We start from the raw sequence: 24,773 nt of genomic DNA on the forward strand, positions 1-24,773 counted from the left end.
GTGCCGAGGAAGGCCGAGAGGCCCCGAAGGGACCGACCGGGAAGCTCGAAAGGCCGAATCAGGGGGAGTCGCCCACCGGATCGTGTACCTCGTATCGAACCCCGCTCTCTCGGAGTTGCGTCGTGTGACGCGAGAGCTCGTCGCTGGAGACGAGGAGCAACACGTCCAGCCCGCGGAGCGCTGCCTGCGGTACGGCGTCGACGGTCCCGAAGCGGATCTCCGGACGGATCCCGGCCCGCGTCGCCAGCGCGTACGCCTCCGTGCCCGCTATCGCGACGAATCCCTCTTCGTTTACGCGGTCGGTCACGACCTCGACCGACGGCGGGTCACCCTCGGTCACGACCGGAACGGGGATCACGGTCACGACGCCCGGATCGTACTCGACGACGCCCTCGAACTCGGTCACGCCGACGGCCTCCCCGGCCGCCCCGTCGGTGACGGCGACCGCGGTCGCCGGAGCGTCCCCGTCGGTCGAAGTGTCCTCGCTCGGCGGCGATGTCCCGTCGACCGGCGTTCCCTCCTTCCGGTGTTCTCCTCGGTCTCGATTCTCCCCTCGGTGCCGCTTCTCTCCTCGATGCCGCGTCTCCCCTCGGCGCTCGGCGACTGCGTGAAGGACCCCGTCGCGCATGGTCAGTCGGACCTCGTCGCCCTCCGAGATCGGATCGGCGGCGATCGCGGCGTCGACGTCGACGCTCCCGAGGACGTCCTCCGACACGCGGGAGACGAACTCCGAGAGCGCGTCCGTGCGCGTGATGAGCCAGTCGACGCCCTCCTTCGTCACCTCGTATCTCCCTCGGCCCCGTTTCTCCACGTATCCACGGTCGACGAGCTCGCGAACGTAATCGCTCACGGCCTGTGAGGTGACGCCGAGGACGTCGGCGATCTCTCCCTGACTCACCGCCGGCTGGCGGGCCGCGATCTCGACGAGCACCCGATACTTGCTGGCGTCGCGCTTGTTATCGAGTACTCGCGGGGCGACGGCTCCCTCGTCGTCCATAGCAACTGTACTGGTGTTGGAGACAAGTATGTTTGGCTCGGTCGCGGCGGATCGAGCGGATCTGCGTTCAAAAACCACCATCTACGCTAACCAAACAATTCAAATATTAGAGGATCAGTACGACGCTACGATTCACAGCCGTCGCTCATCATTCGAGTTCCGAAAGAAAGTGGGTTGGGGCGGGCATGAACCGCGACATCACTCTTCACCTCCGCTCTCGCCGAACCCGAGTCTGTCGACGTACTCACGTCGGCGCTCCTCGAGTTCCTCGCGTTTCGTCGGTTGATCGTAGTGCCGCTTCAACACGCGAACCGAGGTGTTCACGCGCTCTGCGACGACCTCGATCGGCACGCCCCGGTTGAGCTGCCAGGTGATCGAGCCGGTCCGAACCTGGTGCGGGCTCCGTGAGGACGGGCACTTTGAGCCGTGCGTGTAGTCGACGTAGTCGCACCCCTCCCGCTCGTTCCCGTGCGGGCACTCCATATGGAGACAGGGCTGCGTCGCGAGGTACATCCGCGCCCGCACGGAGTTTTGTGACATCCGCCCGTTCAGGGTGGTAAAGAGCGGTCGGCGGCCGTAGTCGTCGTACTTCTCCTCGCGGTGTTCCGCGATGTACGCGTCGAGCGTGTCGCACACGTGCCGCGGGAGCCCGACGGCGCGCTCGCCGTCGCGGCCGTTCTTGAGCGGCGTTTTCTCGCTCGGGCGGTGGATAAACTGGAGGTACGCGTCGTCGCTGTCGTAGTCGTCGAGATCGAGCCCGCGGATCCCGCCGAGCCGGGCACCGACGTACCACGCGAGCGCGAGGAGCGCGTGCTCGCGGCTCCCGTAGTCGTGTTCGTCGTAGTAGTCGAGGAGCATCCGCGCGCGGCCGTGTTCGAGCCGCGTCTCGTCGACGTGCGCGTCGCGAGGTACGTCCGGCGGGTCGACCTTCTCCGGGAGATCGTCGTCGACGAGTTCGACGCGAGCACAGTATTCGAGGAACAGCCGGAGGGTGCGGAACTCCTTATTCAGGGAGAGCAGCTCGACGCCCTCGTTCCGGCGTTCGGTTTCGTAGCTCTCGATGTCCCATCCCGTGAGCTCGCCGATCGTCGCGATGCCCTCCTCCTCGCACCACTCGACGAAAAGTTTGAGTTGGTAATGGTAGGAGGTGACCGTCGACGTGGCCTTCGACGCCCGAAGGCGTCCCATCCACCGCTCAAACGCCTCACGTGGGGTTAGATCCGGTACTCTGTCGCCGCCGTCGGCCTCGCCGCCGATCTCGATCTGGTATTCTGACTCGCTCATGATGAAACTCTCAAGAAGTGTTTTCGGTGCCGCGGACACAGCACGCGACTCTCGCCGCTCTCGGGCCGCGTGACGGCCTCGAGTCCGTCGCGTCGCTCGCACCCCATCGCGCCACAGGCGTCCGACTCGCGCGTCCTCGTCCGGCGCGAACTCATCGGTGCCCTCCGTGTCCGACGCCCTGGTGCGCGCGCTCTACACGCCACCCAGCCGACGCGTCCGGCTCGCCGAGTGAAGCAGTGCTTACATCACCCGCGTCAATGACGGTCACCGCGACCCCCGCGGACGGGTCGACGAGGACCGCCGCATCTTCCCCGACACGGACCGGGAGATCGAACCGGTCGACCTGTGCGTGCTCGCCGGTCGCGACGGTCTCACGGACCCGCTCAGCCGGGTGGGGTTCGGCGGCGTCTATCCGCTCCAAGTAGCGGAGTTTCGCGTGGTTACTCACCGATACGCTCTCGGCCGTAGCCCTTTTTACGGATGGGCTTGTATCTTGAATCGACATCTTCGATCGCCGGTCGAGGTGTCCCGAACAGCATTTTCCCGCGCACGGGATCCCATGCCCCCGTGCGCGGCCGCCCCCTGATCGATTAGCGACGGTGCCGTTCAGTGTGTGGTGCTTACTTGATCCCCCGTGGATTTAATTGTTCGGACGTTGTATCGCCCTGTGTACGTAAGCACCGCTTCCGATTATGACACAAAGTGACAGCGAATACGAGATCGATGGACCGGAGCACTACACTACCCGTCTTAAAGAGCCAACCGCCCGGCGCGTAGAGGCACTCCGCGACACCGAGGGTCTCTCGAAAGCGGACGCGATGCGGTTCCTGGTCCGCGACGGGCTCGCGACCCGAGATCGGCGGTATCGGTTCTTCGAGCGCGCTGCGGAGCAGGCGATCAGCACCGCGCTTCTCGCGGCGAGCACGGTACTCGCCACCGTGGTCATGCTTTACGCCGCGGTGATCGTCGGAGCGTTCACGGCCGCATCGCCGGATGCTGTACTCGAGTGGGGGGGTGCGGCCATCCTCGCGATCCTCGTCGCCGCTGCGGGGATCTGGGGCGCTTACCGCGCCGGGCTCGCTCGGCGACTCGACGAGGGAGTAAACGAGTTCATCCGGTGGGTGGGGATCGACCCATGATCGCCGACGTCGCCGTCACTATCGTCTCCCTCGGCGCGCTGTACGCCGCCGTGAGGTGGATCCGAGCACAGTACCGCGAAGACTACCCAGGCCGCTAACCGACCATGACTGACACCGACATCCCACACGACGCCGACGAAACTGACGAGAGCATCGACGAGGAAGAGGAGCCGCCGCTCGCCGAGCTGGCGTACACGACGGCTCGCCAGATCCTCAGAGGAGAGATCGACGAGTGCCGCCTGAGGGATCTGACTATCGAGTCACCCGAGAGTGACGGCCAGGCGTGGAGCGTCTACCGACGGATGGGACAAGTCGAGGCGGAGGCTGACGTGTTCTATCCGCAGCGCTTCAAAACCGCTCAAGGTATCGCACGCTACCTTACTGCGCTGGCACTCGCCGACGAGAGCGACTGGCCAGTTTTTGTAACTGATAGAAGATGAACCGTCTCGGGATCGTGACCCTGCTCTTGGTGGTCGCGACGGGTGTCGTCGCGATGGGGACCACGGCTGTCGTTATCTTCTTCGCACCTGACATCATCGCCCCCTTCTATCGGGTTTTCGCTCCGCGTGCGAATCTCGGCACCACAGGCGCTAACGTGGTCAACCCTGGTCAGTGGTTGGATCTCATGGGTTTGGCTATCTTTACCGCCCCGCTGGCCGGCGCGCTCGGGGTGTTCGTCGCTCGGCGGATCGCGTGAGATCGGCTCACCCGATCCGCTGCCGGATATCGCTTTTTATAGGTGAGAACACGAACCAAGCGATGACGATCAGCAGCATCGCGACCGTCCCGGCGACGAACGTTTCGAGCGCGGTGGTCGCGGGCGTCCCCCACCCGAGATCCGCGGGCGGGTTGCCGAAAGCGGCGAACATCGGCTCGACAACGGCAATCAGCGTGAACAACCCGAGAATCCCGAGCACCACGATCACCACGGTCGCCCCGATGATCCGGAAGATCGCGCTCGCGGCGTTCATCCGCGCCTCCGAGTCCGGATCCATACGTAGCTCAGGATCGAGATCAGGATCACCGCTCCCCAGAACTCCCAGATCCCGGCTATCACTGCGAGCAACCGCGTCCCCGGCTCGGTTTGAGCACTCCACGCGGCCGACTGAGTGAAACCGTTGTAAATCGGGTACACCACGAACGTCAGCATCATGGCTCCGACGAGGAGCGAGAGCAGCGCCACGATCGGGATCACGTAGGCCGCCGACCCGCTCCTTTGGGGCGCGCTCATCTCAGATCCCCCCGAAGAGACCGCCGCCTAGTGAGCGCTGCTCGCCGTCGAGATCGCCACGACCACCATCCGACCGAGGCGGTCCGAACACCCCGAGTATCGGATTGGTGAACGGGGTGTCGGCGGGGTCGCGCTCGTCGACCGGCGGATCGCGTTTCTCAACCCGATCCGGACGGCCGCGGTCGGACCGTGGTCGTTGCTGGCTCGGTGGCGAGGTGGGGGGACCGAACGGCGAGCTTTGGCCGGCGGGGTTGCTACCGCCAGGGTACCCGCCGCCAGGGGTTCCGGACCCGCGGGACGGCGGGCTCGAGCTCGGGAGGGGCCGCTCCGGCGACCCAGGGAGAAGCGGGTCCGCGGGCTCTCCCCCCGGAGCCGGAGACGCCGGCTCGCCTGGTGGCGGACCGACGATCGGGTCGGACTCCGGGGCGAGACCGAAGGCGGGCGCGATCGTGTCCTCGGGGGCGGCGGCGAGCGGCGAGCTCGCCGAGTTCGCGGCGTCGACGCCGTCCGCGGGGATCAACGGATCGTCCGTGGGATCGCCAGCGGAGACGGCGACACCGGCTCCGGCGGACGCGGTTTCGGCCCCGCTTCCCCTGGGGTCGACACCCCGAGAACCCGGCTCCTCCCCGGCGAAATCGGCGCTCCCGGTGGGACCAGCCCCGGTCGGGTCCGCTGTGGAGGCCGGCGCGGCACTCTCCCACGGCAGTGGTCCGAGCGGAGTCGGATCACCCCCGACACCCCCGGACGATGCCGGCGGGGCGTCGGCCGCCTCAGAACCGACCGTCTCGGACGATGGCGCGGTGGCGGGATTGGCGGGGCTCGCGCCGACACCCGGGAGCGCGTCATCTGAGGCGGGTGTGACGCGCTCGCTGAGCTCGTCGAGAGTCCCGGATCTCCCCGCGGTGGTGGGGACACTGTCTCCGTCGACGCCGCCCGCGGTGGTGGCGGCGCTGTCTCCGTCGATGTCGTCCGCATCGGGAGCAGCTCGGCTAGCATCCCCGCGGTCGGGGGCGACCGTCCGGATCGGGACGCGCCGCCCCCCGACCTCCGTATAGAAGTCGGCCCCGATCCCGGCCATGCGGGCCACGCCGCGCACCTCGTCACCGACGGTCCCCGATGTGCCGGGGAGCACCCGCCCGAACCCGCCCGCGCCGGGGATCGCATCGGTCGCGGGAGCACTCACGCTCGGTGCGCCGAGATCCACCCCGAAGACGTCGCGGGCGTCGGAGACGCGTTCGCCGAGACGGTAGCCGGCGCGGTATCCGACGCTCTCGGCGGCGTCCTCTGCGCGAGCAACTCCCTCACCCAGCCGCCGGGCTCCTCCTCGCCCGACATCTTCGATGTCGGAGACGGTCTCGCCGACGCGGGTCCCGGCTCGGTACCCGACGTCTTCAGCAGCGTCCCCTGCTGCTGAGACACGCTCACCGACACGGACACCGACGTCGTATCCGGCGCGCTCCGCGGCATCCCCGGCGGCCGAGACGGTCTCGCCGACGCGGGTCCCAGCTCGATAGCCGGCGTCCTCCGCGGCATCGAGCGCCCCACCGAAGACGCTGGCGGGATCGCCGACGCCGGGGAGGTCGGGCGTTGCGTCGCCGAGCTGGTAGCCGGCGCGGTATCCGACGCCCTCCGCGGCATCCCCGGCGGCCGAGACGGTCTCGCCGACGCGGGTCCCGGCTCGGTACCCGACATCCTCCGCGGCATCGAGCGCGCCACCGAAGACGTCGCTGGCATCGGAGACACCGCCACCGACGCGAGTGCCGATGTCGTATCCTACGTCCTCGGCGGTGTCGAGGGGAGCTTCGGCGGCCTGTCTGATTCGCGACCGCGTGAGCGGTTGGAACTGCGCGCCGGGCGGGACCACAGCCTCGATCTCACCTGGATTTACCTCGTCGGCTGGCTTCGTGACGGCGGTCGTGTCGCCGGCGCGGTCCAACATCTCTTGGTTGAACTCGTCGAGCGTGTCGGCGTCGGGGTTCTCGACGTCGGTCCTAGCGGCCACAGCAGTCGGTTTGTTCCCGAGGTCGGGGAACCCCGGACGGATGCTGAGTCCGCGCTCGCGATCCCCCACCCGCAGGAAATTCGGGGAAAGCTCCGGCCCGAAAAAGGACCCCGGAGTCTCGTAGGCGAAATCGCCGTCGAGCTCGCTCGGGGCTGACGAGAAGCCAGTGTCGGCACGGCCGACGGCGGGCCCCTCGGGCTCTGTGTCGAGGGCCTTTTTGATCGTCGCGCCTTCGTCGACGGCGAACTCGCCGAACACGTCCTCGATCTCCGGAGGCGTGTTCTCGCCGGCCTGCTCGCGCACGGCCGCCGCTGGATCCCGCTGATACAGGTCCGGGTCGTCGGCACCGGGGAAGCGCGTGCCCTCAGCCCCGTCCGTCTCGAAGTTTCGGACGACGTCGTCGCTGGCGAGCTCGTCGACGTCGATCCGCGCCCCCCCGGCCGTCCGAACGCGGTCGCTCGCGGCACGGCCGACGCGGCCAAGCTGGCGGCCCGCGGCAGCACCCGACAGGACGTTGAGTCCCGCTCCGCCAGCGAAACCGAGCGGCGACTCGGTAGCGCTGTCAACCGTTGCCGCGCCGGCGGCCGCACCCACACCGACCGCCGTCGAGCCGACCGCGCCCGCGCCCTCCTCGACGATCTCACCTGGGGCGTTCGCTGCGATCTCCGCGCCTGTCTCGGCGGTGGTCACCCACCCCGGCAGGTTGGCGATGTCGGTCGCGGCCTCGGCCGCGCCCGTGACGACGCGATCGGGCGCGTCACTCCCGGCGATCGTCAACGGCGGGCTCTCCTCGAACGCCGACGCGGCAGCTTGATCGACCGCCTCAGAACTGTCTTGAAAGCGCTCCTCAGAAACATCGATCCCGAACACCTCTCCCGGGAGGAGTCCGCTGCTCCCCTCAGGCGTCTCCGAGAGCACGCCGCCGCGCGTGAGATCGTCAGTGATCCGGGTGTCGATCTCGGTGCCGAGTGGCGCGTCGATCGTCGAATCCGATCGCTCGTCCATCGGCTCGACCGTGCCGAGCCGAGCCGACGCCTCGGCGTCGTCGACGGCGCGATCGACCGTGAGATCGCTCGGTCCCTGTGGTTCCATTCCCTGGAACCGCTGGGACGCGCGGGCGTCCTCGACGGCCGTCTCGATCGTCTCGTCGGACGGTTGGTACACCTGGCTCGCCTGGGCGTCCTCGACGGCGCGCTCGACGGTCACGTCTGACGGCTGGGTCCTTACGCGCTGACTCTCGCGGGCGTCCGCGCGGACGTCGTCGACGCCGGTACTCGGCGGATCCACGTCCGGCGGGTCCGGCTCTGGATCCGGGGGCGCGTCGGCGGAACCACCGCCACCATCGTCGCTCGGCAGATCGACATCTGGCGGATCCGGCGGGCTGGGGTCCGGGTCGGGGGGATCGGTCGGGTCGCCGGACCCACCGACGCGTTCGGACGCGTCCTGGTCGTCATCGTAGTCACCACCGGGATCCGGGTCGGGGCTGGGGTCGATCGGATCGTAGTCACCGGAGCCGCCGACGCGCTGTGAGGATCGCGCGTCCTGTGACGGGTCGATTGGCATACGCGTACATAAGCGGTGCTTACGTCAAAAGCGTAGGGGCGTCAGACGCGCTCGCCGTCGACGAGCGGGACCGGTTCGATCCGGTCACTCACGGCGTCTCGGTCGAGATCGTCGCGCTCGTCGAGGATCTCCTCGACCACGCCCTCGGGGAGCTCGAACTCGACGACAGCAGTGGTCCGGTCGGCCGACTCACGCGTCTCGACTCGGGTCGCAGTCTCATTCATGGACGGGGCGAGAGGCTCCCCGATTAAGAAACCGAAGGGTGGGGGGTCAGAACTGGTTTGGACCACTCGGAGAGCTACTACCCGTATTAATCGTGTTTTGTGCCGCTTGCTCGTTGAGATCCTCGAGCTCGTCGAGGATGACGTTGATCCGCGCGTCGACGCCAGCCTCTTCGGCCGGTACGCGCATCAGATCGTCCGCTTTGCGGGTTATCCGATCCATCGTCTCCTCGTCTATTTGGGGACGCACCACCATGACTCACACCGTGCTACGTACGCACCGCCTAAGAACTTTGTCCGGATACCGAGAGTACCTAACAGGCTTTCCCGGCGGACACACACGCCCCCAGTATGTACCGGGAGCCACGCGGTCATGCGATTGGGATACGTACCTTTCGGACGACCGATGAACGACCCGATTAGTAGGCGGCCTGCTCAAATCCGCGGGACGGGGGTACGATACACTACTACAAATCAACCATCGGCTCCTGTATATATACATGTAATCGTGACGTAGAGAGTCTGAGTCTCCCGATTGGTAGCGGCGGGTGGACACCGCCCCCGGCGAGAAATTACCTAACGACTCACTCATTCACTCATTAACTACTACCGGCTACATACTACCCAACTGTATTACGCGTGAACAGACTTTTTTGCTGCTGTATGAGTCGGACAAGGGGGTCCGGTCCTCGATCGCGTGGTCGGCGGTCGGGGTGGCGAGGTCGGTGAGAAAAAAGAGCCGGTTTCTCGGTGTTATGCGACGTCGGCACCGTCGCGTACCGCGAGTCGGCAGACGCCCTCGATGACCTCGTCGTCGATCTCCTCGGCGACCTGGAGGAGCAGCTCGTCGAGCTCGCTCTCGCTCATCTCTTCGACCGCTTCCTTCGGTGTGGGGCGTGTGCCGTCCGGTCCCGGCGTCGTCGGTGCGTCTCCAGGTGCGTCAACCGGCGACCCGCATGATGGACAAAAGCTCGCGCCGGGGTGCGCCTCGAGCGGTTCGCCACAGTCGGGGCAGTAGTTGCTCATAATCTACTTTCCTTACTGTCCGCAACTATTTCACAGACCTGTGCTACAGCCTCATCGTCCACGTCGTCCGCAACCCGACGGAGTGTCTCTATCTTTTCACGTTCCGTTGTGTCATCGGACGATCTGTCTGCCGTCTCCGGTGAACTGGACTCTGATGACGGTTCGCTGTCGGTGGGGATCGGCGATCCACAACCGGGACAGAAGCTCGCGCCGGGGTGGGGCTCGAGCGGTTCGCCACAGTCGGGGCAGTAGTTCACACTCCCCCCTCGCCGCGGATCCTCTCGACGTCCTCGGCCGCCTGGAGGAGCGCGGCCGCGACGTCTCGCGCCTGCTCGGGGGTCACTCCCACCGTCATCGCTGCGTAGGGCCACTCGGATCCCTGTGTCTCCGTTGTCAGATTGATCTCCCCGTCGATGACGAGCGGGTAGATGAGCGCCTCCTCGGCCTCCTCGTCCGTGAGTCTCATCTCCCCGACATCATGCTTTACAGATGCTTCGTCGAAGCGTGCGGCGACCTCCCCGGTGTTGTAGACCGACGGTGGGTCTCCGGGGTCGAGGTCCTCGAGAGCGTACCCTGCCGCGTCTCGGCGGGCGACGAGATCGTCGCTACCCGTGCCGGTCGCCGGTTCACTCATCACCAATCACCTGCCGAACGGTTGCGTCGTCGTACTCGCCCGCGAGCCGCCGACGGGCGTCAAACTCGAGCATCACCGTCTGGGCCGTGCCGCCGGAGTTATAGGTTCCGGCGGGTGTAGCGTTGTTTGCCATCTTGGATGGCTCGGTCAAGGGTGTCCTATCACCCCGGCCGGTTTCGCGTCAACAATTCGTTGACACCCGACCGCTCCCGAGCTACGCGTACGTCTCTCGAGAGGGCACTTAGTCTTTTCCTAAAGGTAATGGTATACACGGACCCGCGTAAACCCCTACTTGTATAAGTTGGCCGCGTGTACTCGAAAACATGAGTGAGGACGGGCCCGACACCGTCGCGATATACGCCCGCGTCTCGACCGCCGACCAGGACGCAAGCCGGCAGCTCGACGAGCTCCGGGGCTGGGTCGCCGACCAATACCCCGAGGCTGAGGTCGAGGAGTACGTCGACGTCGTCTCGGGCGCGGCGACCGACCGCGCCCGAGAGTACCGCGCGCTCCGGGAGGCGACCGCGACCGGCGTGATCGACATCATCGTCGTCGACGAGATAAGCCGCCTGTCGCGGCTCGGCGGTGGCGAGATTCACGACTTCATACAACACGCCTTAGAGCACGACACGTCCGTCCGCGACCGCGAGGTCGGCCTCTCGATCGATGTCGGCAGCTCCGAGGTCGATCGCGCGGTGAAGGAGATGCTCGCCGGGCTCCTCGGCGATCTCGCGAAGATCGAACACAAGCAAAAGCTCCGGCGTATCCGCTCGGGAATCGCCGCCGCACAGGACGAGGGGAAGTGGACCGGTCGTCCGCCGGCCGGGTTTGAGGTCGTCGACGGCTACCTCCGGGTCGACCCCGCGGAGTACCTCCACGTCCGCGAGGCCGTCGCCCGTGTCGACCGCGGCGAGGCGTACGCTGCCGTCGCGGACGACACCGGCGTCGCGGAGTCGACCCTCCGCTCGCTGGAGGCCGACAGGCGCGACCTCTATCTCGCCGGGGAGGCCGACGATGATCGCGTCGACGCCGCCCTCGACGACATCCGCCCGCTCGACGACCTCCGCGACGACCGCGGTGAGCTGGAGGAGCTGCGGGAGCGTGTCGAGCGCGTTGAGGCAGCCCTCCGCGAGGAGTGATCGACGCCGTCCGAGGAGGTCGTAAACCGCGCGTTCGACGTCGTCGAATTGTTGAAAGAGCGACGGGGTCGGAGTGTGTGCGGTGCTTATATGGCCCCGCCCGATGATCGGCCGAGCGTATGCTTGGCACCACACGGGAGATCCCGCTCGACGACGCGAAACGGACACCAACCACCCGCCGCGATGCGGCCCATGTCTGACGACACTGACCACTCTGAGAGCCGCGTGACGGTGTGGATGGCGGCGCACCTCGTCGACGACATCGACGAGCGCGTCGATTGGCGGTACGGGTCGCGATCCGAGTGGGTCCGCGAGGCGTGTCAGTTTCGGATGGCGGTCGAGGACGCACTCGACGACCAGGGCGTCGAGCTCCCCGAGACCGAGGAAGAGCGGGAGCTGGTCCTCCGGCGGATAGCTCGCGCCGGCGTCGCCGCGATCGACGCGTCCGACCTGGAGTAATCCGGCAGTAGACCTTTTGCGACGGGCGTCCTCGGTCGGCGTATGTCCACACTAGAGAGCATCGGTACACGTCTGAGGTGGCTTCTCGGGCTGATCTTCCGGTTCTATCTAGTTCTGTCGGGGTTCTGGGGGATCGTCGCACTGTTTATCGGCGAGTGGGCTCTCGGGATCGTCGCACTGATCCCACCCGCGCTATATTTCGGGTGGGTGGCGTATCGGGAGTATCAGACGGCGCGTGTCGGGGGGAGCACCGCGTAGAAGAGGGATTTACCTCGGGTAAACTATGAGTAACCCGTAGCCGTCACTCCTCACCGCGGCAGCGGTCGTCGTGGGGGAGGGCGTCAGCCTGGGGGTTCGACCCCGTCGACCGTGTCGGGTGCGGGTGGCGCGCCGGTCACGCGGACCGGTGAGGCGGGCTCCGCCGCTGGCGGGTCGATCTCACCGCCGAACACCCGGACATTCCATGTATAGGGTACGTTAGTCGCGGCGTGTCCACCCGTCGCGACGGCCTCATCCCTCTCGGGGAGCTCGACCTCGCCGGCACCCGGCTCGTCGACGCGCTCGTACGTGGTCGCGCGGCCGGGGGCCTCCTCGACCCGTCGGATGTACCCCGCGTCGGCGAGCTCGGCGAGCACGCGGCGCACCTGTCGCGGGCCGACGTCGACGACCTCGCGTACGTCGGCCGTCGTGAACTCCCGCCCGAGCGTCCGGTAGTGCCGAGCGATCGTGGTCGCCGTCTCGCTCCAGGTCTCGGCAACCTGGGCCTCACCGACGACGGGGAGGTCCTCGCGGAGCGCCGAGGTCCTCGCGACGACGGTCGCCCCGCTATCACCGCGGGCGAACCGGAGGATCGCCTGTGTCGTTTGGTCCTCGGTCATGTGTTTCAGGTACGCGTCGCCGATCTCGGACGCGTACGCGAGCTCGGCTCCGCGCCCGTTCCGCCGGTCGGTGTCGACCTCCTCGCCGGCGAGCGCGGCGAACCGTTCGATCGCGTGGTCGCCGTAATGCTGGCAGCCGAGGATGGCCGCGAGCCGGTGCTCGCCCAGCTCGTTCGACCCCTTCACGTTCCCGTAGTTCTCCCACGCGCTCACGACGTCGTCGAGCCGGTCGTCGTTCTCGAGGACCTCCCGAACGCCCTTCGTCGTGATCGCGGCCGGTCCCCCCACGGTGACGGCCTCACCGCCCCGCTCGCGCGGCGCGTCGATCCCGGCGTACTCCTCGGCGACCGCCTCGAGGAGCGCGACGTCGCCGTCGGTGTCTTTCGACGCCGGGCTCCCCTCGTAGTACCGCGGCCGGTCCGCGGCGCGGAGCACCCGGAGGTCGAGCGCGTCCTCGAGGAAGGCGGCACGCTCCGCGGGGCCATCGTGGATGTCGTCGACGGTCACGTCCTCGCCGAGCGCGACGGACCACAGCTCGGTGCGGCCGGTGGCGTCGAGCCCGACGAGCGGCACGTCGCCGCCGCCGGCGTCGGTGCGGGCCGGTGGGTTGTGGAGCATCGCCCCGTGGCCGTTCCGGTCGAGGACCGTCGTCGCGCGGCCGTGTGTGTCGACGACGTCGAGTGAGGTGCCATCGGTCGCCCGGTCGTCGAACGCCCAGGCGTCGGTCTCGACGCGCGAGGTACCCGGCTCGTCGCCGTCGGCGATCACCGCCTCGAGGAGGTGGTGTGCGTCCGGGTGCGCGTACCCGTCGTCGGCCCAGGCGGCGAGCCGACGGCACCCCTCGCGCCCGCCCCGGAGCGCGGTCGCGGCCGCGTCGAGGCGGGCGGGTGCGGCGTCGTCGCCCTCGCGAACGCTGTCGAGCGCTCTCTCGACGAGCTGCCGGAGGTCACCGGCGATCGGGAGCCCGTCGGCGTCGAGCTCCTCGACCCCTGGCGTCGACGCGCCGGAGACCGTCGCATTCGCGAGCGGCTCGACGACGGCTGGCCGGATCCACTTCTCGATCCCGGCACCGGGTTGCTCCGGATCGAGCGCGTCGAGCGCGTCGGTGAGCTCGCGGAACGCGGCGGCCGGATCACGCCCCACGTCGATCGCGGCGAGCGGCTCGGCGACGTCGAGCTGCCGGAGGAGATCGGCGTCGACCTCCTCGCGGATCTCCGCGGCACCCTCGCGGGCGTCGAAGAGGTCACGCACCCTCGCGAGCGTCGACAGCGCGGCGTCGACGCGATCGTCGTCGCTCCCGTCACCGCGGAGCCATGACCGGACCCACTCGTCGCTGCCGAGGTCGCGCTGATACACGTCGCGACGGTCCTCGACGTCGTCCCGGAGCGACCGCGCGAGCCACGTCGCATGATCGTCCGCGAGGTCGTCGAACTCCCTCGCGAACGCCTCCCCGACGAACTCGTCGAGGACCACCGCCCGCGGCGCGGTCTCGACGCGGCCGCGTCCGTCGCGAGAGTAGGCGGTCCGGACGCTCGGAACGTGAGCGTGAACGTAGCTCCCGACCAGGAGGTCGGCGGTGTCGTCGTCGTCGCTCGCGTGCTCCCACCCGGCGGAGTAGTCACACGTCTCCTCGCCCGAGCACGGCAGCTCCGCGCCGAAGAGCCCGTGGGCCTGGGTGTGGATCTCCCGTGGGGTGTACCCGAGCCGCCGGGCGACGTGCGCCACCAAAGCCCAGGCCGGCCCGTGCTCGCCGTCCGCCGTGGGGCAGGTCGGCCGGTCGAGCGGGACCTCGTCGTCCTCTCCGTCGGTGAAGAGGTCCTCGGCGTCGACGTCGCGGTCCTCGTCGGTCGCACCGTCGAGCGCGTTCGCGACGACCGACCACCGATCGCGGAGCCGATCCTTCCCCCCCTCGCGGACGTACTCGGTGGCCGCACCGAGGATCCCGTCATCGACACGCTCGTCGGAGAATACCGGGAGGATCCGCGCGTCGACTCCCCAGCGCTCGGCTTTGTCGAGCGCCTGGGCCTGTAACTCCTTTCGCGGCGCGAGGTACGACAGCGGCCGCTCTCGCGCCGTCTTCACGGTGCCGGTCGTCTTCCCGGTCGCCGGCAGCGCTGTGACGATCGTCGGCGAGCCGTCCTCGGTCGCGGCATCGCGGATCAGCCGCTCGACCTCCCCACGAGCGTCGTCGAGGGCGTCGCTGTCGACGCCGCTCACGTCGCGAGCGTCGAGCAACTCCTCGGCGGGTGGGAGTTGTGCGGTGAGCTCTCTCGCGCCGTCCTCGGCGGGCTCCCACCGCGGCAGCGGCGCGCCGTACTCCTCACGGGCCGTCCGGTACGCGTCCGTGAACGCGCCGCCGGCGAGCTCGGCGTTCGGATCGTCGATGATCCCGGCGTCGAGCGCGGCGAACCGCACGACGTCGAGCACACGCTCGGTGTCGGCATCCCAGATCGTCCCGCTCTCGAAAACGAGGACCGACGCCTCACTCTCACTCTCGCGCCACGCGGGATTGAGCGCTCGGACGGCGTCGCCGCCGACCTCGCCGTCCGAGGCGGTCTCCTCGGTCGCGAGCGCGTCGGTGTTGAGATCCCAGTACGTGGCCTCGCCGATCACATCGAGCACGGCGTCGAACTCGGCGATCGCGTCGCTCGTCGTGTAGTACGCCGGCAGCGGCGCGCCGTACGTCTCGCGGGCGATCGCGTACGCCTGTGGGTACACGTCGTCGAGCGGCTCGTCGGGACCGCCGACGAGCTCCTCGCGAACGGCGACCGCCCGCACGACGTCGACCGCCTCGCCGGTCGCGGGGCACGCGAACCGGTCGGGTGCGTCCGCGGCGGCCTCCAGGTCGTCGACCTCGTCGGGCGTCACCCGGCCGGCAGCATCCCATGCGCGGCGCGGGTCGACCGTCGCGGTGACCTCGCGCGGATCGCGGCCGTACTCCTCCTCGTCACCCCCACGCGATCGCTCCAGCTTCGGGATCGAGAACCCGAGATCGCGGAGGTGGTCGATCGCCTCAAAGAACGTCTCACCGGAGACATCCGAGGGCTCGGCTCCGGCGTGGTTGATCAACCCCGCGTCGATCGCAGCCATGACCGCCGGACCACCGTATCCGCCGTCGTGGCCGGTGTCATGCCAGATCCGATCGTCGATGTAGTTCGCGGTCCCCCCGTCGTCGGCCGACCCCCACGTCGGAAGGAACGACCGGCGATCCTGGGTCCACTCCCGGACGATCGTCCGCTCACCGACCCGCTTCGGGTCGAGCCGGTCGAGCGCGCGGAAGATGTCGCGAATGTCGTCGGTCGTCTCGTCGCTCCCGGTCGCGGTTGGTTCGTACCCGTCGAGATCGTACTCCTCGCGATCGTCCGCGGTCGTTTCCTCGGGGAGCTCACCGTACTCGTCGAGCACGTCCTCGAGGCCGTCGGTGTCCCACTCGGCGACCCCGAGCGGTGTTCCGGTGACGTGGTCGCCGGTCGCGACGCACACGTGTTTGTTTGCGTATATCTCGACGGCCGGGACGTCGTCGTGTGAGCCCCAGGGCTCGTCGTCGATCGTGAACTTGGCCTCGGGGAGCCCTCGGGGGAGATCACCGCGGTAGTAGGCGTGAACCCCACCGCCGGAGGTCGACACGTCGGCGTACGTGATCCCGAGCGCCTCGAGTATCCGAACGAACTCGGGATGAACCTCGCCGGTCTCGGGGTCGCGAACGTCGTCACCGTCGACGAACGCGTACGGGTCGTCGTGCTGCTGAAGGAACACACGGCCGTCGAGCCGCGGGTCGTCCTCGGCGATCGCGACGGTCTCGCCGTCGACGTAGTTCTCCTCGAGCCCCCACTTGAAACGCGCGTCGTCCTCGGGGTCAGCCTCGGGGTGGTCCCGATCGGCCCAGGGGGCGAACGGCAGCTTTTCGCGGTGACCCATCCACTGCTCCCGCTCCAGCAACTCGGGTGGGTACTCGTCGGTGGCCCCCTCCGAAAACTCGGCGTCCTGCCACGATCCGCTGGGCTCCTCCCCCGTCACGTCCTGCTCGACGCCGGTCTCACCGCCTTCACCCTCGGGGTCGTCGTCGGGAGAACCGTCTCCTCGGGTCTCTGTATCGTCGGAATCCGACGTTTCGGCCGTTTCGTCGAGCCGAACGACACCGAACGCGCTGCCGTCCTCCTCCTCGACGAGCACACCCTCGGCGAGCGCCTCCTCGACGCGATCGTACGCGACACCGACGTCGAGATCGCGGGCGTCGGCGAGGGCCTCGGCGACGGTACCGACCGGCGGGTCGTCGAGCTGCTCCAGGAGCCGGCTCCAGGCGTCGTGACCGAGGTCCGACGCCGTCATGGGTGACACCTCCCGTCGTCGCGAGCCGGACACTGTTGGTCGCGGTCGCGGATGAAGCACCCGCAGTAATCACAGACCGGCGGATCGACAGTGACGGTCCGACTCACGCCGACTCACCTCCTACCAGGTGAGTGACTGAAAGAACCCTACGAAGGCTGCCGCTACCGACAGAAATCCACTTAAGTAAATGGGTTGGGGCGGATTTGAACCGCCGGCCTCCTCCATGTCAAGGAGGTGTCATAACCGGACTAGACTACCAACCCGCCGGGGCTTACTGACGCGTTTCGTGGTTTCCGGGGGACGTAATTGAACCTTTCGTTTCGGGGGCCCGCGAGACGATCGCCGGGACGAATCGGAGACGGTACTGCGACGAATGGTACGGCAACGAATGGTACGGCAACGAATGGTACGGCAACGAATGGTACGGCAACGAATGGTACGGCAACGAATGGTACGGCAACGAATGGTACGGCAACGAATGGTACTGCGACGAATGGTACGGCGACGAACCGGTGACAGCACGGCGACTCGCCGCCGACGGCTCTCGGTGGATCGTCGCCGATGGTTTTCGACCGGTTTTACTGCGTCGACGCGAGCCGTCTCGTATGGTCGATCTCTCCGCTCGGGCGGACCGGTTGGACGAGTACCTCGACGCCCGCGGACTCGAGGCCGCGTGGTTCGCCGAGCCCAACGGGTTCGCGTGGCTCACCGGCGGCGACAACGTCATCGACGCCGACGCGTCACACGGGATCGCCGCCGCCGGCTACGACGGCGAGTTCCGCGTGATCACCGACAACATCGAGTCTCAACGCCTCGCCGACGAACAGCTCCCGGACGAGTTCGCGATCGAGTCCTTCCCGTGGTACGCTGACTCACTCGCGGGTGCCGTCGCCGACCGGTCCCCGCTCCCCGCCGCCGTCGACTTCGACGCACCCGAGTTCGACGCGTCCGACTTCGAGCCGATCGAGTCGAGCCGGCTCCGCCAGCCGCTCACCGACGGCGACGTGGAGCGCTACCGCGAGCTGGGTCGCGAGGCCGCGGCAGCCCTCGAGACGGTCTGTCGGAACCTCGAGCCGGAGGACCCCGAGTACGAAGTGGCCGCCGGGATCGACATCTCGCTGTCCTCGCGGGACGTAAACACGCCGGTGGTCCTCGTCGGCGGCTCGGAGCGCGCACGGTCGTACCGCCACTTCACTCCCACCGACGCGACGCTCGGCGAGTACGCGCTCGTCTCCGTCACCGCCGAGCGCGGAGGGCTGTACGCCTCGCTCACGCGGACCGTCGCGTTCGACGCCCCAGACTGGCTCGAGGACCGCCACCGGGCGGCCGCGCGCGTCGAGGCCACGGCGCTCGCCGCCACCCGCGCGGCCGCCGCCGGCGAACTCGACGCGGACGACGGCCCGGAAACTAACGGACTCGGAACTGACGGACCCGGAACTGACGGGCCCGGAACTGGCGGGGCCGGGACCGCCGGCGACGTCTTCGAGGCGATCCGCGAGGCGTACGACGCCGTGGGGTTCGACGGGGAGTGGAAACGCCACCACCAGGGCGGGGCCGCCGGCTACGCCGGACGCGAGTGGATCGCGCGACCCGATTCCGACGAACCCGTAGTCGAGCCGATGGCATACGCCTGGAATCCCACGGTGGTCGGCGCGAAAAGCGAGGACACGTACCTCGTCGACGGCGACCGCCACGAACTGCTCACGAAGACCGGCCAGTGGCCCACACACGAGGTCGAGTCCGTCCCCGTCGACGGCGTCCCCACGGAGACGTTCGAGCGGCACGCCCCGGTGATCCGCTGATCGAGCGAGGGCGAGAGAACTGACCGAGCGACGGCGGAACACTGACCGAACCGGAGGCGGGGGAAGTTTCATAGCGATGGAATCCGACGTGTCTCCCATGCCAGACGACCCGTACCGCGGGCCTCGGTCGGCGCTCGAGGCCGCGGCCGAGAGGCGGGGAATCGACGACCCGAGCCCCGACGCGGGCCCGCGGGTCGCGCGAGTCCCGGAGTCACACGTCCACGACACCTTCGAGGTGGGCGGACTCGAGACGAAACGCGAGGAGTCGCTGTTACAGGCGGTGCTCGCCGACCACGACGGGGTCAGCGCCGCCTCGGCGACCCAGCGCAACGGAACCGTCGGCGTCCACCACGACCCGTCGGTCTCGCGGGCCGACCTCAGAGAGGTACTGGAGTCGTACGACCTCGCCGTCGCTCCCGGCGACGAGGCGTTCGCGAGCCGTCGCGAATCGCAGTTCGCCTCCGCCCGCGTCGCCGTCGCGGTGCTGTTCGGGCTCATGGTCGCGACGCCGTACGTCGCGGTGTTGTACCCCACCCGCCTCGAGTGGCTCTTCTACGACCCGATCACCGTCGAGTACCTCCGGTCGATCCTCGACTCGCGGGCCGCGACGCACTTCTTCGTCAACCTCGCCACGCTGTCGGGCGTCGCGTTCCTCGTCGCCTGCGGGCCGGCGATCCGCCGGGCGTTCACGGCGGCGACCGAGGGACGGCTCACCCGCGAGCTCGCGTTCGTCGGCGGCGTCTGTGCCGTCTTCGGCTACAGCACCCTCGCGGCGTTCACCGGCTTCGATGGCGCGGTCCACTACGACCTCGTCGCGTACGCGGTCGCGGGCGTCACCGTCTGGAACCACTTCGCGACCGAGGAGCCCTCGGTCGAACGGCGCGCGACCGAATCCGAGGTCGCCGCGAGCGGGGCGGAGCAGGTCGCGGACGCGGACGCCGACGACCGCGTCGCGCTGACCGACGGCGGGCGGTAGATCGCGGCTGATCGGCTTCCTTCGTTCGATTCCGTTCGTCCGATTCCGTTCGTCCGATTCCGTTCGTCCGGATTCGGTCGACACGGGCACTGAACTCGACACGGGCACTGAACTTTTCACGTGAGCCGAGGAACGTGTACAGCATGGTCTCCGGGTTTCAAGACCGATCGCCCGTGGTCACCGTCTTCGGCGTCCTCGTAGCCATCGTCGCGATCGTGGGAACGCGGTTCCTCGGATGGGAGTGGGGATCCGGACAACTCGTTCCGACGATCGTCGGCGTCGTCGTCGCGGGCATCGCCGTGGTCATCGTCGTTCGGCGAGCCATGGAGTAAAAGACGAGTTCCGGCGGACTCCTCTTCGATCACCGGGAGCGTCGAGTTCGTTTCTCGAGCGCTCGGGCGGTGCGGTTCGGTCCGGAGAGACAGCAGTCCACCTCTCCCGGAGAGACGGCACTCCACCCTTCCCGGAGAGACGACACGCCACTACCCGATGTACGCGTGGCCGACGACGGCGACGATCAGCGCCGCGACGACGATCCACGCGAACGGCTCCGCGGCGAGCAGCGTGAACGGGCGAAGGACGGACTCGTCGAACCCGAAGAGCAAGCCGGCGACGACCACCGCCGCGACCACGGTCGCCGCGACCACCGCGGAAATACCGAAAAGCGCGGTGTCCGATGCGTCCATACCCCTCCTGTGTCGGCGACGGGCAAAAACGTCCCGTCGCCGGGGCGTGCGAGGGCGGTCCGCCGGCGATCGCCCGCCGACGACGGTCCGCCGCTGACGACGATCCGCCGCCGCCGACGGTCGTCGATCCCGCGTCAGCGACGCGCGATCAGGTCGACGCGCGTGAGCGAGACCGCCGCGAGCACCATCGACACCGCCACCGCGAGGAAGACCACGCTGATGACGTTGACTTCCGGCGTCACGTTGTACCGGATCTGGTTCCAGATGTACACCGGCAGCGTGGGGTCGCCGGAGCCCTTCACGAAGTAGGTGTAGACGAACTCGTTGAACGAGAGGGTGAACGCGAGCAACCCGCCCGCAACGACTCCCGGGAAGACGTTCGGCAGGGTGACCTGCCGGAAGGTCTCGAACTCGTCGGCCCCGAGGTCCTTCGAGGCCTCCTCGAGGCCCCTGTCGAAGGACATGAACGTCGGGAGGATGACGAGCGTCGCGAACGGGATCGTCCGGATCACGTGGGCGATCACCACCGACACGTAGTCGGGGAGCCCGAGGGTGCCGTTGAAGAACAGCACCATGGCGATCCCGGTCACCACGAGCGGGACGATGATCGGCAGCGTGGCCAGAAGCTGGAGCCAGCTCCGGCCGGGGAAGACGTACCGGTCGACCGCGTACGCGATCATCGTCGCCAGCGCGACCGTGATCCCCGTCGCGGGAATCGAGATGGTCAGCGTCGTGACGATGGCGTCGAGCGCGGCGTCGTTCGAGAGGAACACCCGGTACCACCGGAGCGTGAGCTGATCCGGCGGGAAGGACAAGACGCCACCGTCCGCGAAGGACATGAACACGAGCACGCCGATCGGCAGCCAGAGGAACGCGAGCACCGCGACGATCACGGCGGAGGCCATGCGCGAGGCGTGCGTCTGCGTGAACCGCTCGAACGGGGCGGTGACCCGATCGATCGCGCTCACGACGTCTCACCTCCGGTGCCGAAGAGGCCGCCGCCCAGCCGCGTCGCGAGCACCAAAAGCGCCACGACGACCACCGAGATGACCATCCCGATGGCCGCGCCGAACGGCCAGTTGAAGGCGCTCTTGAACTGGTTCTCGATCACCATCCCGATCATGACGTTGTTCGTCCCGCCGAGCAGCCGCGGCGTGATGAACGACCCGAACGTCGGGATGAACACCAACACGACCCCGGTGATCACCCCGTTTATCGTCATCGGCAGCGTGACCGAGAGGAACGTCCGGATCGGCCCCGCCCCGAGGTCCTTCGACGCCTCGATGAGGTCGGCGTCGAGGTTCGTCAGCGAGGCGTAAAACGGCAACACCGCGAGCGGCAGCCAGACGTACGTGAATCCGATGAGCACGGCGGTTTCGGTGTACAGAAGCGAGAGCGCCGGCAGCCCGACGAGGTTCAGGATCGAGTCCAGGACGCCGTCACTCTGGAGGATGTTGATCCACGCGTACATCCGGATGATGTAGCTGGTCCAGAACGGCAGGATGACCAAGAGCAGGAGCAGCGTCGTCCGCCGCGAGAACCGGACGATGCTGTACGCCAGCGCGTACCCGACCGCCGCGACGATCGCGGTCACCTGGACGCTGAGCAGGAACGTCCGCCAGACGACCGTGAGGTACGTCTCCGAGGTGAGGAAGTCGGTGTAGTTGCGCAGCGTCCACGCGCCGCCGATCTGGTCCGCCTGAAACGAGACGACGAGCATCGCGAGAAGCGGGATCGCGAAGAAGAACACCAAGATCCCGTAGGGCGGCCCGGCGATAGAGAGCGTCCGGAGTCGCGGTCGATCGCGGAGGAACGCCGTGAGGTCGCTCACGCGGGCGTCGATTCCGGACGCGGTCCCGCCGTCCGTGGCGACCTCGCGGTCGGTCGTGGCGACCCCGTCGTCGGGCGCGGCCATCTCGCGATCGGTCGCGTCGACCGTCCCGCCGCTCTCCGACTCCGCGGCGTTCTCGCCGTCAGAACGCGACGACTCCGTCATCAGGATCCTCCGTCGCGGTCGTCCGCGGACCCGTCACGGCGGTAGACGTGGACGTCCGCCGCGTCCCACGCGACCGCGACGCGGTCGTCGACCTCGAAGGCGGCGGACCTGACCTCGGCGGACAGCCGTCCCCACCGATCCGTCTCGATCCCGTACTGCGAGTCGCTCCCCTGGTAGCTCCGGCTCCGCACGACCCCGGTCGTCGAGAACGTCCCATCGCTGTCGTCTGCGTCGCCGTCGCGGTCGCCACTTCTCTCGTCACCGCCGGTCTCGCCGTCGCCGGTCCCGCCGCCGTCGCCGGCCGGTTCGACGCGCACCTGGAACGGCCGGATACAGACGTCGACCGCGTCGTCGACGGCGAGGTCGCCGACCGCGACGTCCCCCGGGACCGACACCTCGCCGCCGCCGACGTCGAGGCCGATCGCCCCGTCGTCGACGGCGACGACGCGCCCCTCCACGGCGTTGACGTCGCCGATGAAGTCCGCGACGAACCGGCTCGCGGGGCTCTCGTACAGCTCCTCGACGCTCCCGACCTGTTGGATCTCCCCGTCGTCGAGGACGACGAGCCGGTCGGAGACCGCGAGCGCGACCTCCTGGTCGTGGGTGACGTAGAGGAACGTCGTGTCCGTCTCGACCTGGATGCGCTGGAGCTCGCCTTGCATGTGCTGGCGGAGCTTGCGGTCGAGCGAGGAGAGCGGCTCGTCGAACAGCACGAGCGCCGGCTCGTTGACGAGTGCGCGCGCGAGCGCGACCCGCTGTTGTTCCCCGCCGGAGAGCTCCGCGGGGGAGCGGTCGCCGTACCCCTCCAGACGAACCATCTCCAGCATGCGCTCCGTCCGCTCGCGTCGCTCGTCGGCCGGGACGCCGGACTGTTTCAGGCCGTAGCCGATGTTCTCCGCGACCGTGAGGTGCGGGAACAGCGCGAGGTCCTGAAACACCATGTTCACGTCGCGCTCGAACGGCGGCGAGCCGACGACCTCGACGTCGTCGAGGGCGATCTCGCCGTCGGTCGGCTCCTCGAACCCCGCGACCATCCGGAGGACGGTCGACTTGCCGGACCCGCTGGGGCCGAGGATGGAGACGAACTCGCCGTCCTCCACGTCGAAGTCCACGTCGTCGACGGCGACGAGGTCGCCGAACTCCTTCGTCAGCCCGCGGACGCGCAGCAGCGACATTCTAGGCGGCCTTGACTGCGGTCCAGATCTCGTCGTATCGCGAGCGGACCTCGTCGGAGAGGGTCTCGGAGAAGACGAGGTCCCACTCGTCCGGCCAGTTCGTGAACTCGGCGTCCTCCTCGGAGAGCTCGTCGCTGATGTCGACGGCGGGCTGGTAGCCCATGGTCTCGAACAGCTGTGCGGCGTTCTCCGTCTCGCTGGCCCAGTTGGTGAACTGGAGGCTGGCGATCGGGTTGGGCGCGCCCTGCGGGATGACGAAGAGGTCGCTCGTGTACATCGCTCCCTCCTGGGGCGCGGTGTAGTGGACCGGTGCGCCCTCCTGGAACCGCGCCGTGTAGGTCCGGCCCATCGTGAGCGGGCCGGCCACGACGTCCTCGTTGACGAAGAGGCTCATCCCCTGCTGATAGTCGCCCCAGTAGGTCTGGAGGAGCGGCTTCTGCTGGATGAGCACCTCCTCGATCTCGTCGTAGTCGTCGGGCTGGATCGGGTCCTGTCCGGTGTACAGCGCGGCGATCTGACAGGAGACCGTCGCGTTGTCCCACATACAGAGGTTCCCCTCGTGTTCCTCGTCCCAGAGGACGCCCCAGGAGTCGGGTGCCGAGTCGAAGTACTCGTCGTTGTACGTGAGCGGGTAGAGAACGAGCGACTCCGGGACCCCGTACACCGAGCCGTCCTGCTGGTAGGAGCTCGCCTCCTTGATCCGGTCGGTGATGTTGTCCCAGGCGGGCATGACGTCGACCGGGATCTCGTGGAGGAAGTCGTTCTCGATCGACCGCTCGACCCAGTTCGTCGTGGCGGCGATGTTGTCGATCTCGTCGTTGCCGGCCTGGAGCTGGGAGTACCACTGGTCCGCCGAGGAGTAGCCGGAGTTGCTCACGTCGACGTCGAACTCCTCGCCGAAGGCGTCGATCGCGTACTCCGCCCAGGAGTCGTACCAGTTCCACAGGTTCAGGTTCGATTCGAGGTCCTCGGGCGGCCACTCCGTGACGTCCATCGGGACCCGGTCGCTCCCACCGCCCCCACCGCCGAGACAGCCGGCGGCGGCCGCCGCGCCCGTCGTCGCCGCGCCCTGAAGGAAGCGGCGGCGCTTCAGACTCGTCGACCCGTCGGTCACTTTACGCATGCTGTCCCTCCGTCGAACGATCCGCTATCGGACTGAAACTCGCGATCCATCACGTGTGAGGAACTACGATCCTCCGTGATAAGCGTATCGAGGGGGATCACACCCCATCGCCG

The 24,773-nt window shown here is 68.0% G+C and carries 25 protein-coding genes and 1 tRNA gene; 9 read left to right on the top strand and 17 right to left on the bottom strand.

Going from position 1 to position 24,773, the window contains the following annotated elements; all coding sequences use genetic code 11:
• Nucleotides 1-58: 58 nt before the first annotated feature.
• From AXA68_RS17360 to AXA68_RS11885, 3 genes are all read right to left on the bottom strand, one after another.
• Entirely contained in the window at nucleotides 59-997 is a 939-nt protein-coding gene (locus AXA68_RS17360) for a DUF7839 domain-containing protein (protein WP_066417007.1), read from the bottom strand.
• Nucleotides 998-1,195: 198 nt separating this feature from the next.
• Entirely contained in the window at nucleotides 1,196-2,281 is a 1,086-nt protein-coding gene (locus tag AXA68_RS11880) for a tyrosine-type recombinase/integrase (RefSeq protein WP_066417009.1), read from the bottom strand.
• Nucleotides 2,282-2,432: 151 nt separating this feature from the next.
• Nucleotides 2,433-2,786, bottom strand: coding sequence for a hypothetical protein (locus AXA68_RS11885; protein ID WP_157884830.1), 354 nt, complete (start codon nucleotides 2,784-2,786; stop codon nucleotides 2,433-2,435).
• Nucleotides 2,787-3,099: 313 nt separating this feature from the next.
• On the opposite strand from AXA68_RS11885, the gene AXA68_RS11890 reads away from it, so the two are divergent.
• The 3 genes from AXA68_RS11890 to AXA68_RS11900 all read left to right on the top strand — a co-directional run bounded on the left by AXA68_RS11890 (nucleotide 3,100) and on the right by AXA68_RS11900 (nucleotide 4,117).
• Nucleotides 3,100-3,420 (top strand): hypothetical protein, encoded by a 321-nt coding sequence (locus AXA68_RS11890; RefSeq protein ID WP_198530054.1) that lies wholly within the window; start codon nucleotides 3,100-3,102, stop codon nucleotides 3,418-3,420.
• Nucleotides 3,421-3,524: 104 nt separating this feature from the next.
• The gene (locus tag AXA68_RS11895; protein ID WP_066417016.1) at nucleotides 3,525-3,860 is read left to right on the top strand and encodes a hypothetical protein; all 336 of its coding nucleotides are present in this window, start codon (nucleotides 3,525-3,527) and stop codon (nucleotides 3,858-3,860) included.
• Complete coding sequence (locus tag AXA68_RS11900; RefSeq protein WP_066417021.1) at nucleotides 3,857-4,117, top strand: hypothetical protein; 261 nt, start codon at nucleotides 3,857-3,859, stop codon at nucleotides 4,115-4,117. Before AXA68_RS11895 ends, AXA68_RS11900 begins: the two co-directional genes overlap by 4 nt.
• A 7-nt stretch (nucleotides 4,118-4,124) precedes the next feature.
• On the opposite strand, the gene AXA68_RS11905 is transcribed toward AXA68_RS11900, so the two are convergent.
• From AXA68_RS11905 to AXA68_RS16820, 7 genes are all read right to left on the bottom strand, one after another.
• The gene (locus AXA68_RS11905) at nucleotides 4,125-4,391 is read right to left on the bottom strand and encodes a hypothetical protein (RefSeq protein ID WP_157884831.1); all 267 of its coding nucleotides are present in this window, start codon (nucleotides 4,389-4,391) and stop codon (nucleotides 4,125-4,127) included.
• Entirely contained in the window at nucleotides 4,388-4,651 is a 264-nt protein-coding gene (locus AXA68_RS11910; protein ID WP_066417030.1) for a hypothetical protein, read from the bottom strand. The genes AXA68_RS11905 and AXA68_RS11910 overlap by 4 nt, the downstream gene beginning before the upstream one ends.
• Before the next feature lies 1 nt (nucleotide 4,652).
• On the bottom strand, nucleotides 4,653-8,216 hold the full coding sequence (locus AXA68_RS11915) for a hypothetical protein (RefSeq protein WP_066417032.1): 3,564 nt from the start codon (nucleotides 8,214-8,216) through the stop codon (nucleotides 4,653-4,655).
• Nucleotides 8,217-8,257: 41 nt separating this feature from the next.
• Nucleotides 8,258-8,440 carry a hypothetical protein gene (locus AXA68_RS11920; protein ID WP_066417034.1) on the bottom strand — a complete coding sequence of 61 codons (183 nt, stop codon included), beginning with the start codon at nucleotides 8,438-8,440 and terminating at the stop codon, nucleotides 8,258-8,260.
• A gap of 46 nt (nucleotides 8,441-8,486) precedes the next feature.
• Nucleotides 8,487-8,660 carry a hypothetical protein gene (locus AXA68_RS11925; RefSeq protein ID WP_157884832.1) on the bottom strand — a complete coding sequence of 58 codons (174 nt, stop codon included), beginning with the start codon at nucleotides 8,658-8,660 and terminating at the stop codon, nucleotides 8,487-8,489.
• A gap of 1,056 nt (nucleotides 8,661-9,716) precedes the next feature.
• A complete protein-coding gene (locus AXA68_RS11930) occupies nucleotides 9,717-10,097 on the bottom strand; it encodes a hypothetical protein (RefSeq protein WP_066417039.1) in 381 nt (126 codons plus the stop codon).
• A complete protein-coding gene (locus AXA68_RS16820) occupies nucleotides 10,090-10,230 on the bottom strand; it encodes a hypothetical protein (protein ID WP_157884834.1) in 141 nt (46 codons plus the stop codon). Before AXA68_RS16820 ends, AXA68_RS11930 begins: the two co-directional genes overlap by 8 nt.
• Nucleotides 10,231-10,420: 190 nt before the next feature.
• Here AXA68_RS16820 and AXA68_RS11935 point away from each other — a divergent pair, with 190 nt between their 5' ends.
• The 3 genes from AXA68_RS11935 to AXA68_RS11945 all read left to right on the top strand — a co-directional run bounded on the left by AXA68_RS11935 (nucleotide 10,421) and on the right by AXA68_RS11945 (nucleotide 11,953).
• Entirely contained in the window at nucleotides 10,421-11,236 is an 816-nt protein-coding gene (locus AXA68_RS11935) for a recombinase family protein (protein ID WP_080505244.1), read from the top strand.
• 192 nt (nucleotides 11,237-11,428) lie between these two features.
• Nucleotides 11,429-11,695 carry a hypothetical protein gene (locus AXA68_RS11940; protein ID WP_157884835.1) on the top strand — a complete coding sequence of 89 codons (267 nt, stop codon included), beginning with the start codon at nucleotides 11,429-11,431 and terminating at the stop codon, nucleotides 11,693-11,695.
• A 42-nt stretch (nucleotides 11,696-11,737) separates the two neighbouring features.
• Nucleotides 11,738-11,953 carry a hypothetical protein gene (locus tag AXA68_RS11945; protein ID WP_066417044.1) on the top strand — a complete coding sequence of 72 codons (216 nt, stop codon included), beginning with the start codon at nucleotides 11,738-11,740 and terminating at the stop codon, nucleotides 11,951-11,953.
• An 83-nt stretch (nucleotides 11,954-12,036) separates the two neighbouring features.
• On the opposite strand, the gene AXA68_RS17145 is transcribed toward AXA68_RS11945, so the two are convergent.
• Nucleotides 12,037-16,902: a hypothetical protein gene (locus AXA68_RS17145; RefSeq protein ID WP_066417047.1), complete on the bottom strand. Its 4,866-nt coding sequence runs from the start codon at nucleotides 16,900-16,902 to the stop codon at nucleotides 12,037-12,039.
• 188 nt (nucleotides 16,903-17,090) lie between these two features.
• Nucleotides 17,091-17,165 (bottom strand) — tRNA-Val (locus tag AXA68_RS11955).
• A 342-nt stretch (nucleotides 17,166-17,507) separates the two neighbouring features.
• On the opposite strand from AXA68_RS11955, the gene AXA68_RS11960 reads away from it, so the two are divergent.
• The 3 genes from AXA68_RS11960 to AXA68_RS11970 all read left to right on the top strand — a co-directional run bounded on the left by AXA68_RS11960 (nucleotide 17,508) and on the right by AXA68_RS11970 (nucleotide 20,012).
• Entirely contained in the window at nucleotides 17,508-18,704 is a 1,197-nt protein-coding gene (locus AXA68_RS11960; RefSeq protein WP_066417049.1) for a M24 family metallopeptidase, read from the top strand.
• Between the two features lie 97 nt (nucleotides 18,705-18,801).
• Complete coding sequence (locus tag AXA68_RS11965; protein ID WP_066417050.1) at nucleotides 18,802-19,680, top strand: hypothetical protein; 879 nt, start codon at nucleotides 18,802-18,804, stop codon at nucleotides 19,678-19,680.
• A gap of 143 nt (nucleotides 19,681-19,823) precedes the next feature.
• Complete coding sequence (locus AXA68_RS11970; RefSeq protein WP_066417051.1) at nucleotides 19,824-20,012, top strand: multidrug transporter; 189 nt, start codon at nucleotides 19,824-19,826, stop codon at nucleotides 20,010-20,012.
• Nucleotides 20,013-20,162: 150 nt separating this feature from the next.
• Here AXA68_RS11970 and AXA68_RS11975 read toward each other — a convergent pair whose 3' ends face one another.
• The 5 genes from AXA68_RS11975 to AXA68_RS11995 form a co-directional block, all read right to left on the bottom strand.
• Complete coding sequence (locus AXA68_RS11975) at nucleotides 20,163-20,366, bottom strand: hypothetical protein (RefSeq protein ID WP_066417052.1); 204 nt, start codon at nucleotides 20,364-20,366, stop codon at nucleotides 20,163-20,165.
• Between the two features lie 134 nt (nucleotides 20,367-20,500).
• A complete protein-coding gene (locus AXA68_RS11980; RefSeq protein ID WP_232745112.1) occupies nucleotides 20,501-21,334 on the bottom strand; it encodes an ABC transporter permease in 834 nt (277 codons plus the stop codon).
• Complete coding sequence (locus AXA68_RS11985) at nucleotides 21,331-22,362, bottom strand: ABC transporter permease (RefSeq protein ID WP_232745113.1); 1,032 nt, start codon at nucleotides 22,360-22,362, stop codon at nucleotides 21,331-21,333. The genes AXA68_RS11980 and AXA68_RS11985 overlap by 4 nt, the downstream gene beginning before the upstream one ends.
• A complete protein-coding gene (locus tag AXA68_RS11990) occupies nucleotides 22,362-23,537 on the bottom strand; it encodes an ABC transporter ATP-binding protein (RefSeq protein WP_066417057.1) in 1,176 nt (391 codons plus the stop codon). Before AXA68_RS11990 ends, AXA68_RS11985 begins: the two co-directional genes overlap by 1 nt.
• 1 nt (nucleotide 23,538) lies before the next feature.
• Nucleotides 23,539-24,660: an ABC transporter substrate-binding protein gene (locus AXA68_RS11995; RefSeq protein ID WP_080505245.1), complete on the bottom strand. Its 1,122-nt coding sequence runs from the start codon at nucleotides 24,658-24,660 to the stop codon at nucleotides 23,539-23,541.
• Between the last annotated feature and the right edge of the window lie 113 nt (nucleotides 24,661-24,773).

This window comes from Halorubrum aethiopicum, from assembly GCF_001542905.1.
Classification (GTDB): Archaea; Halobacteriota; Halobacteria; order Halobacteriales; family Haloferacaceae; genus Halorubrum; species Halorubrum aethiopicum.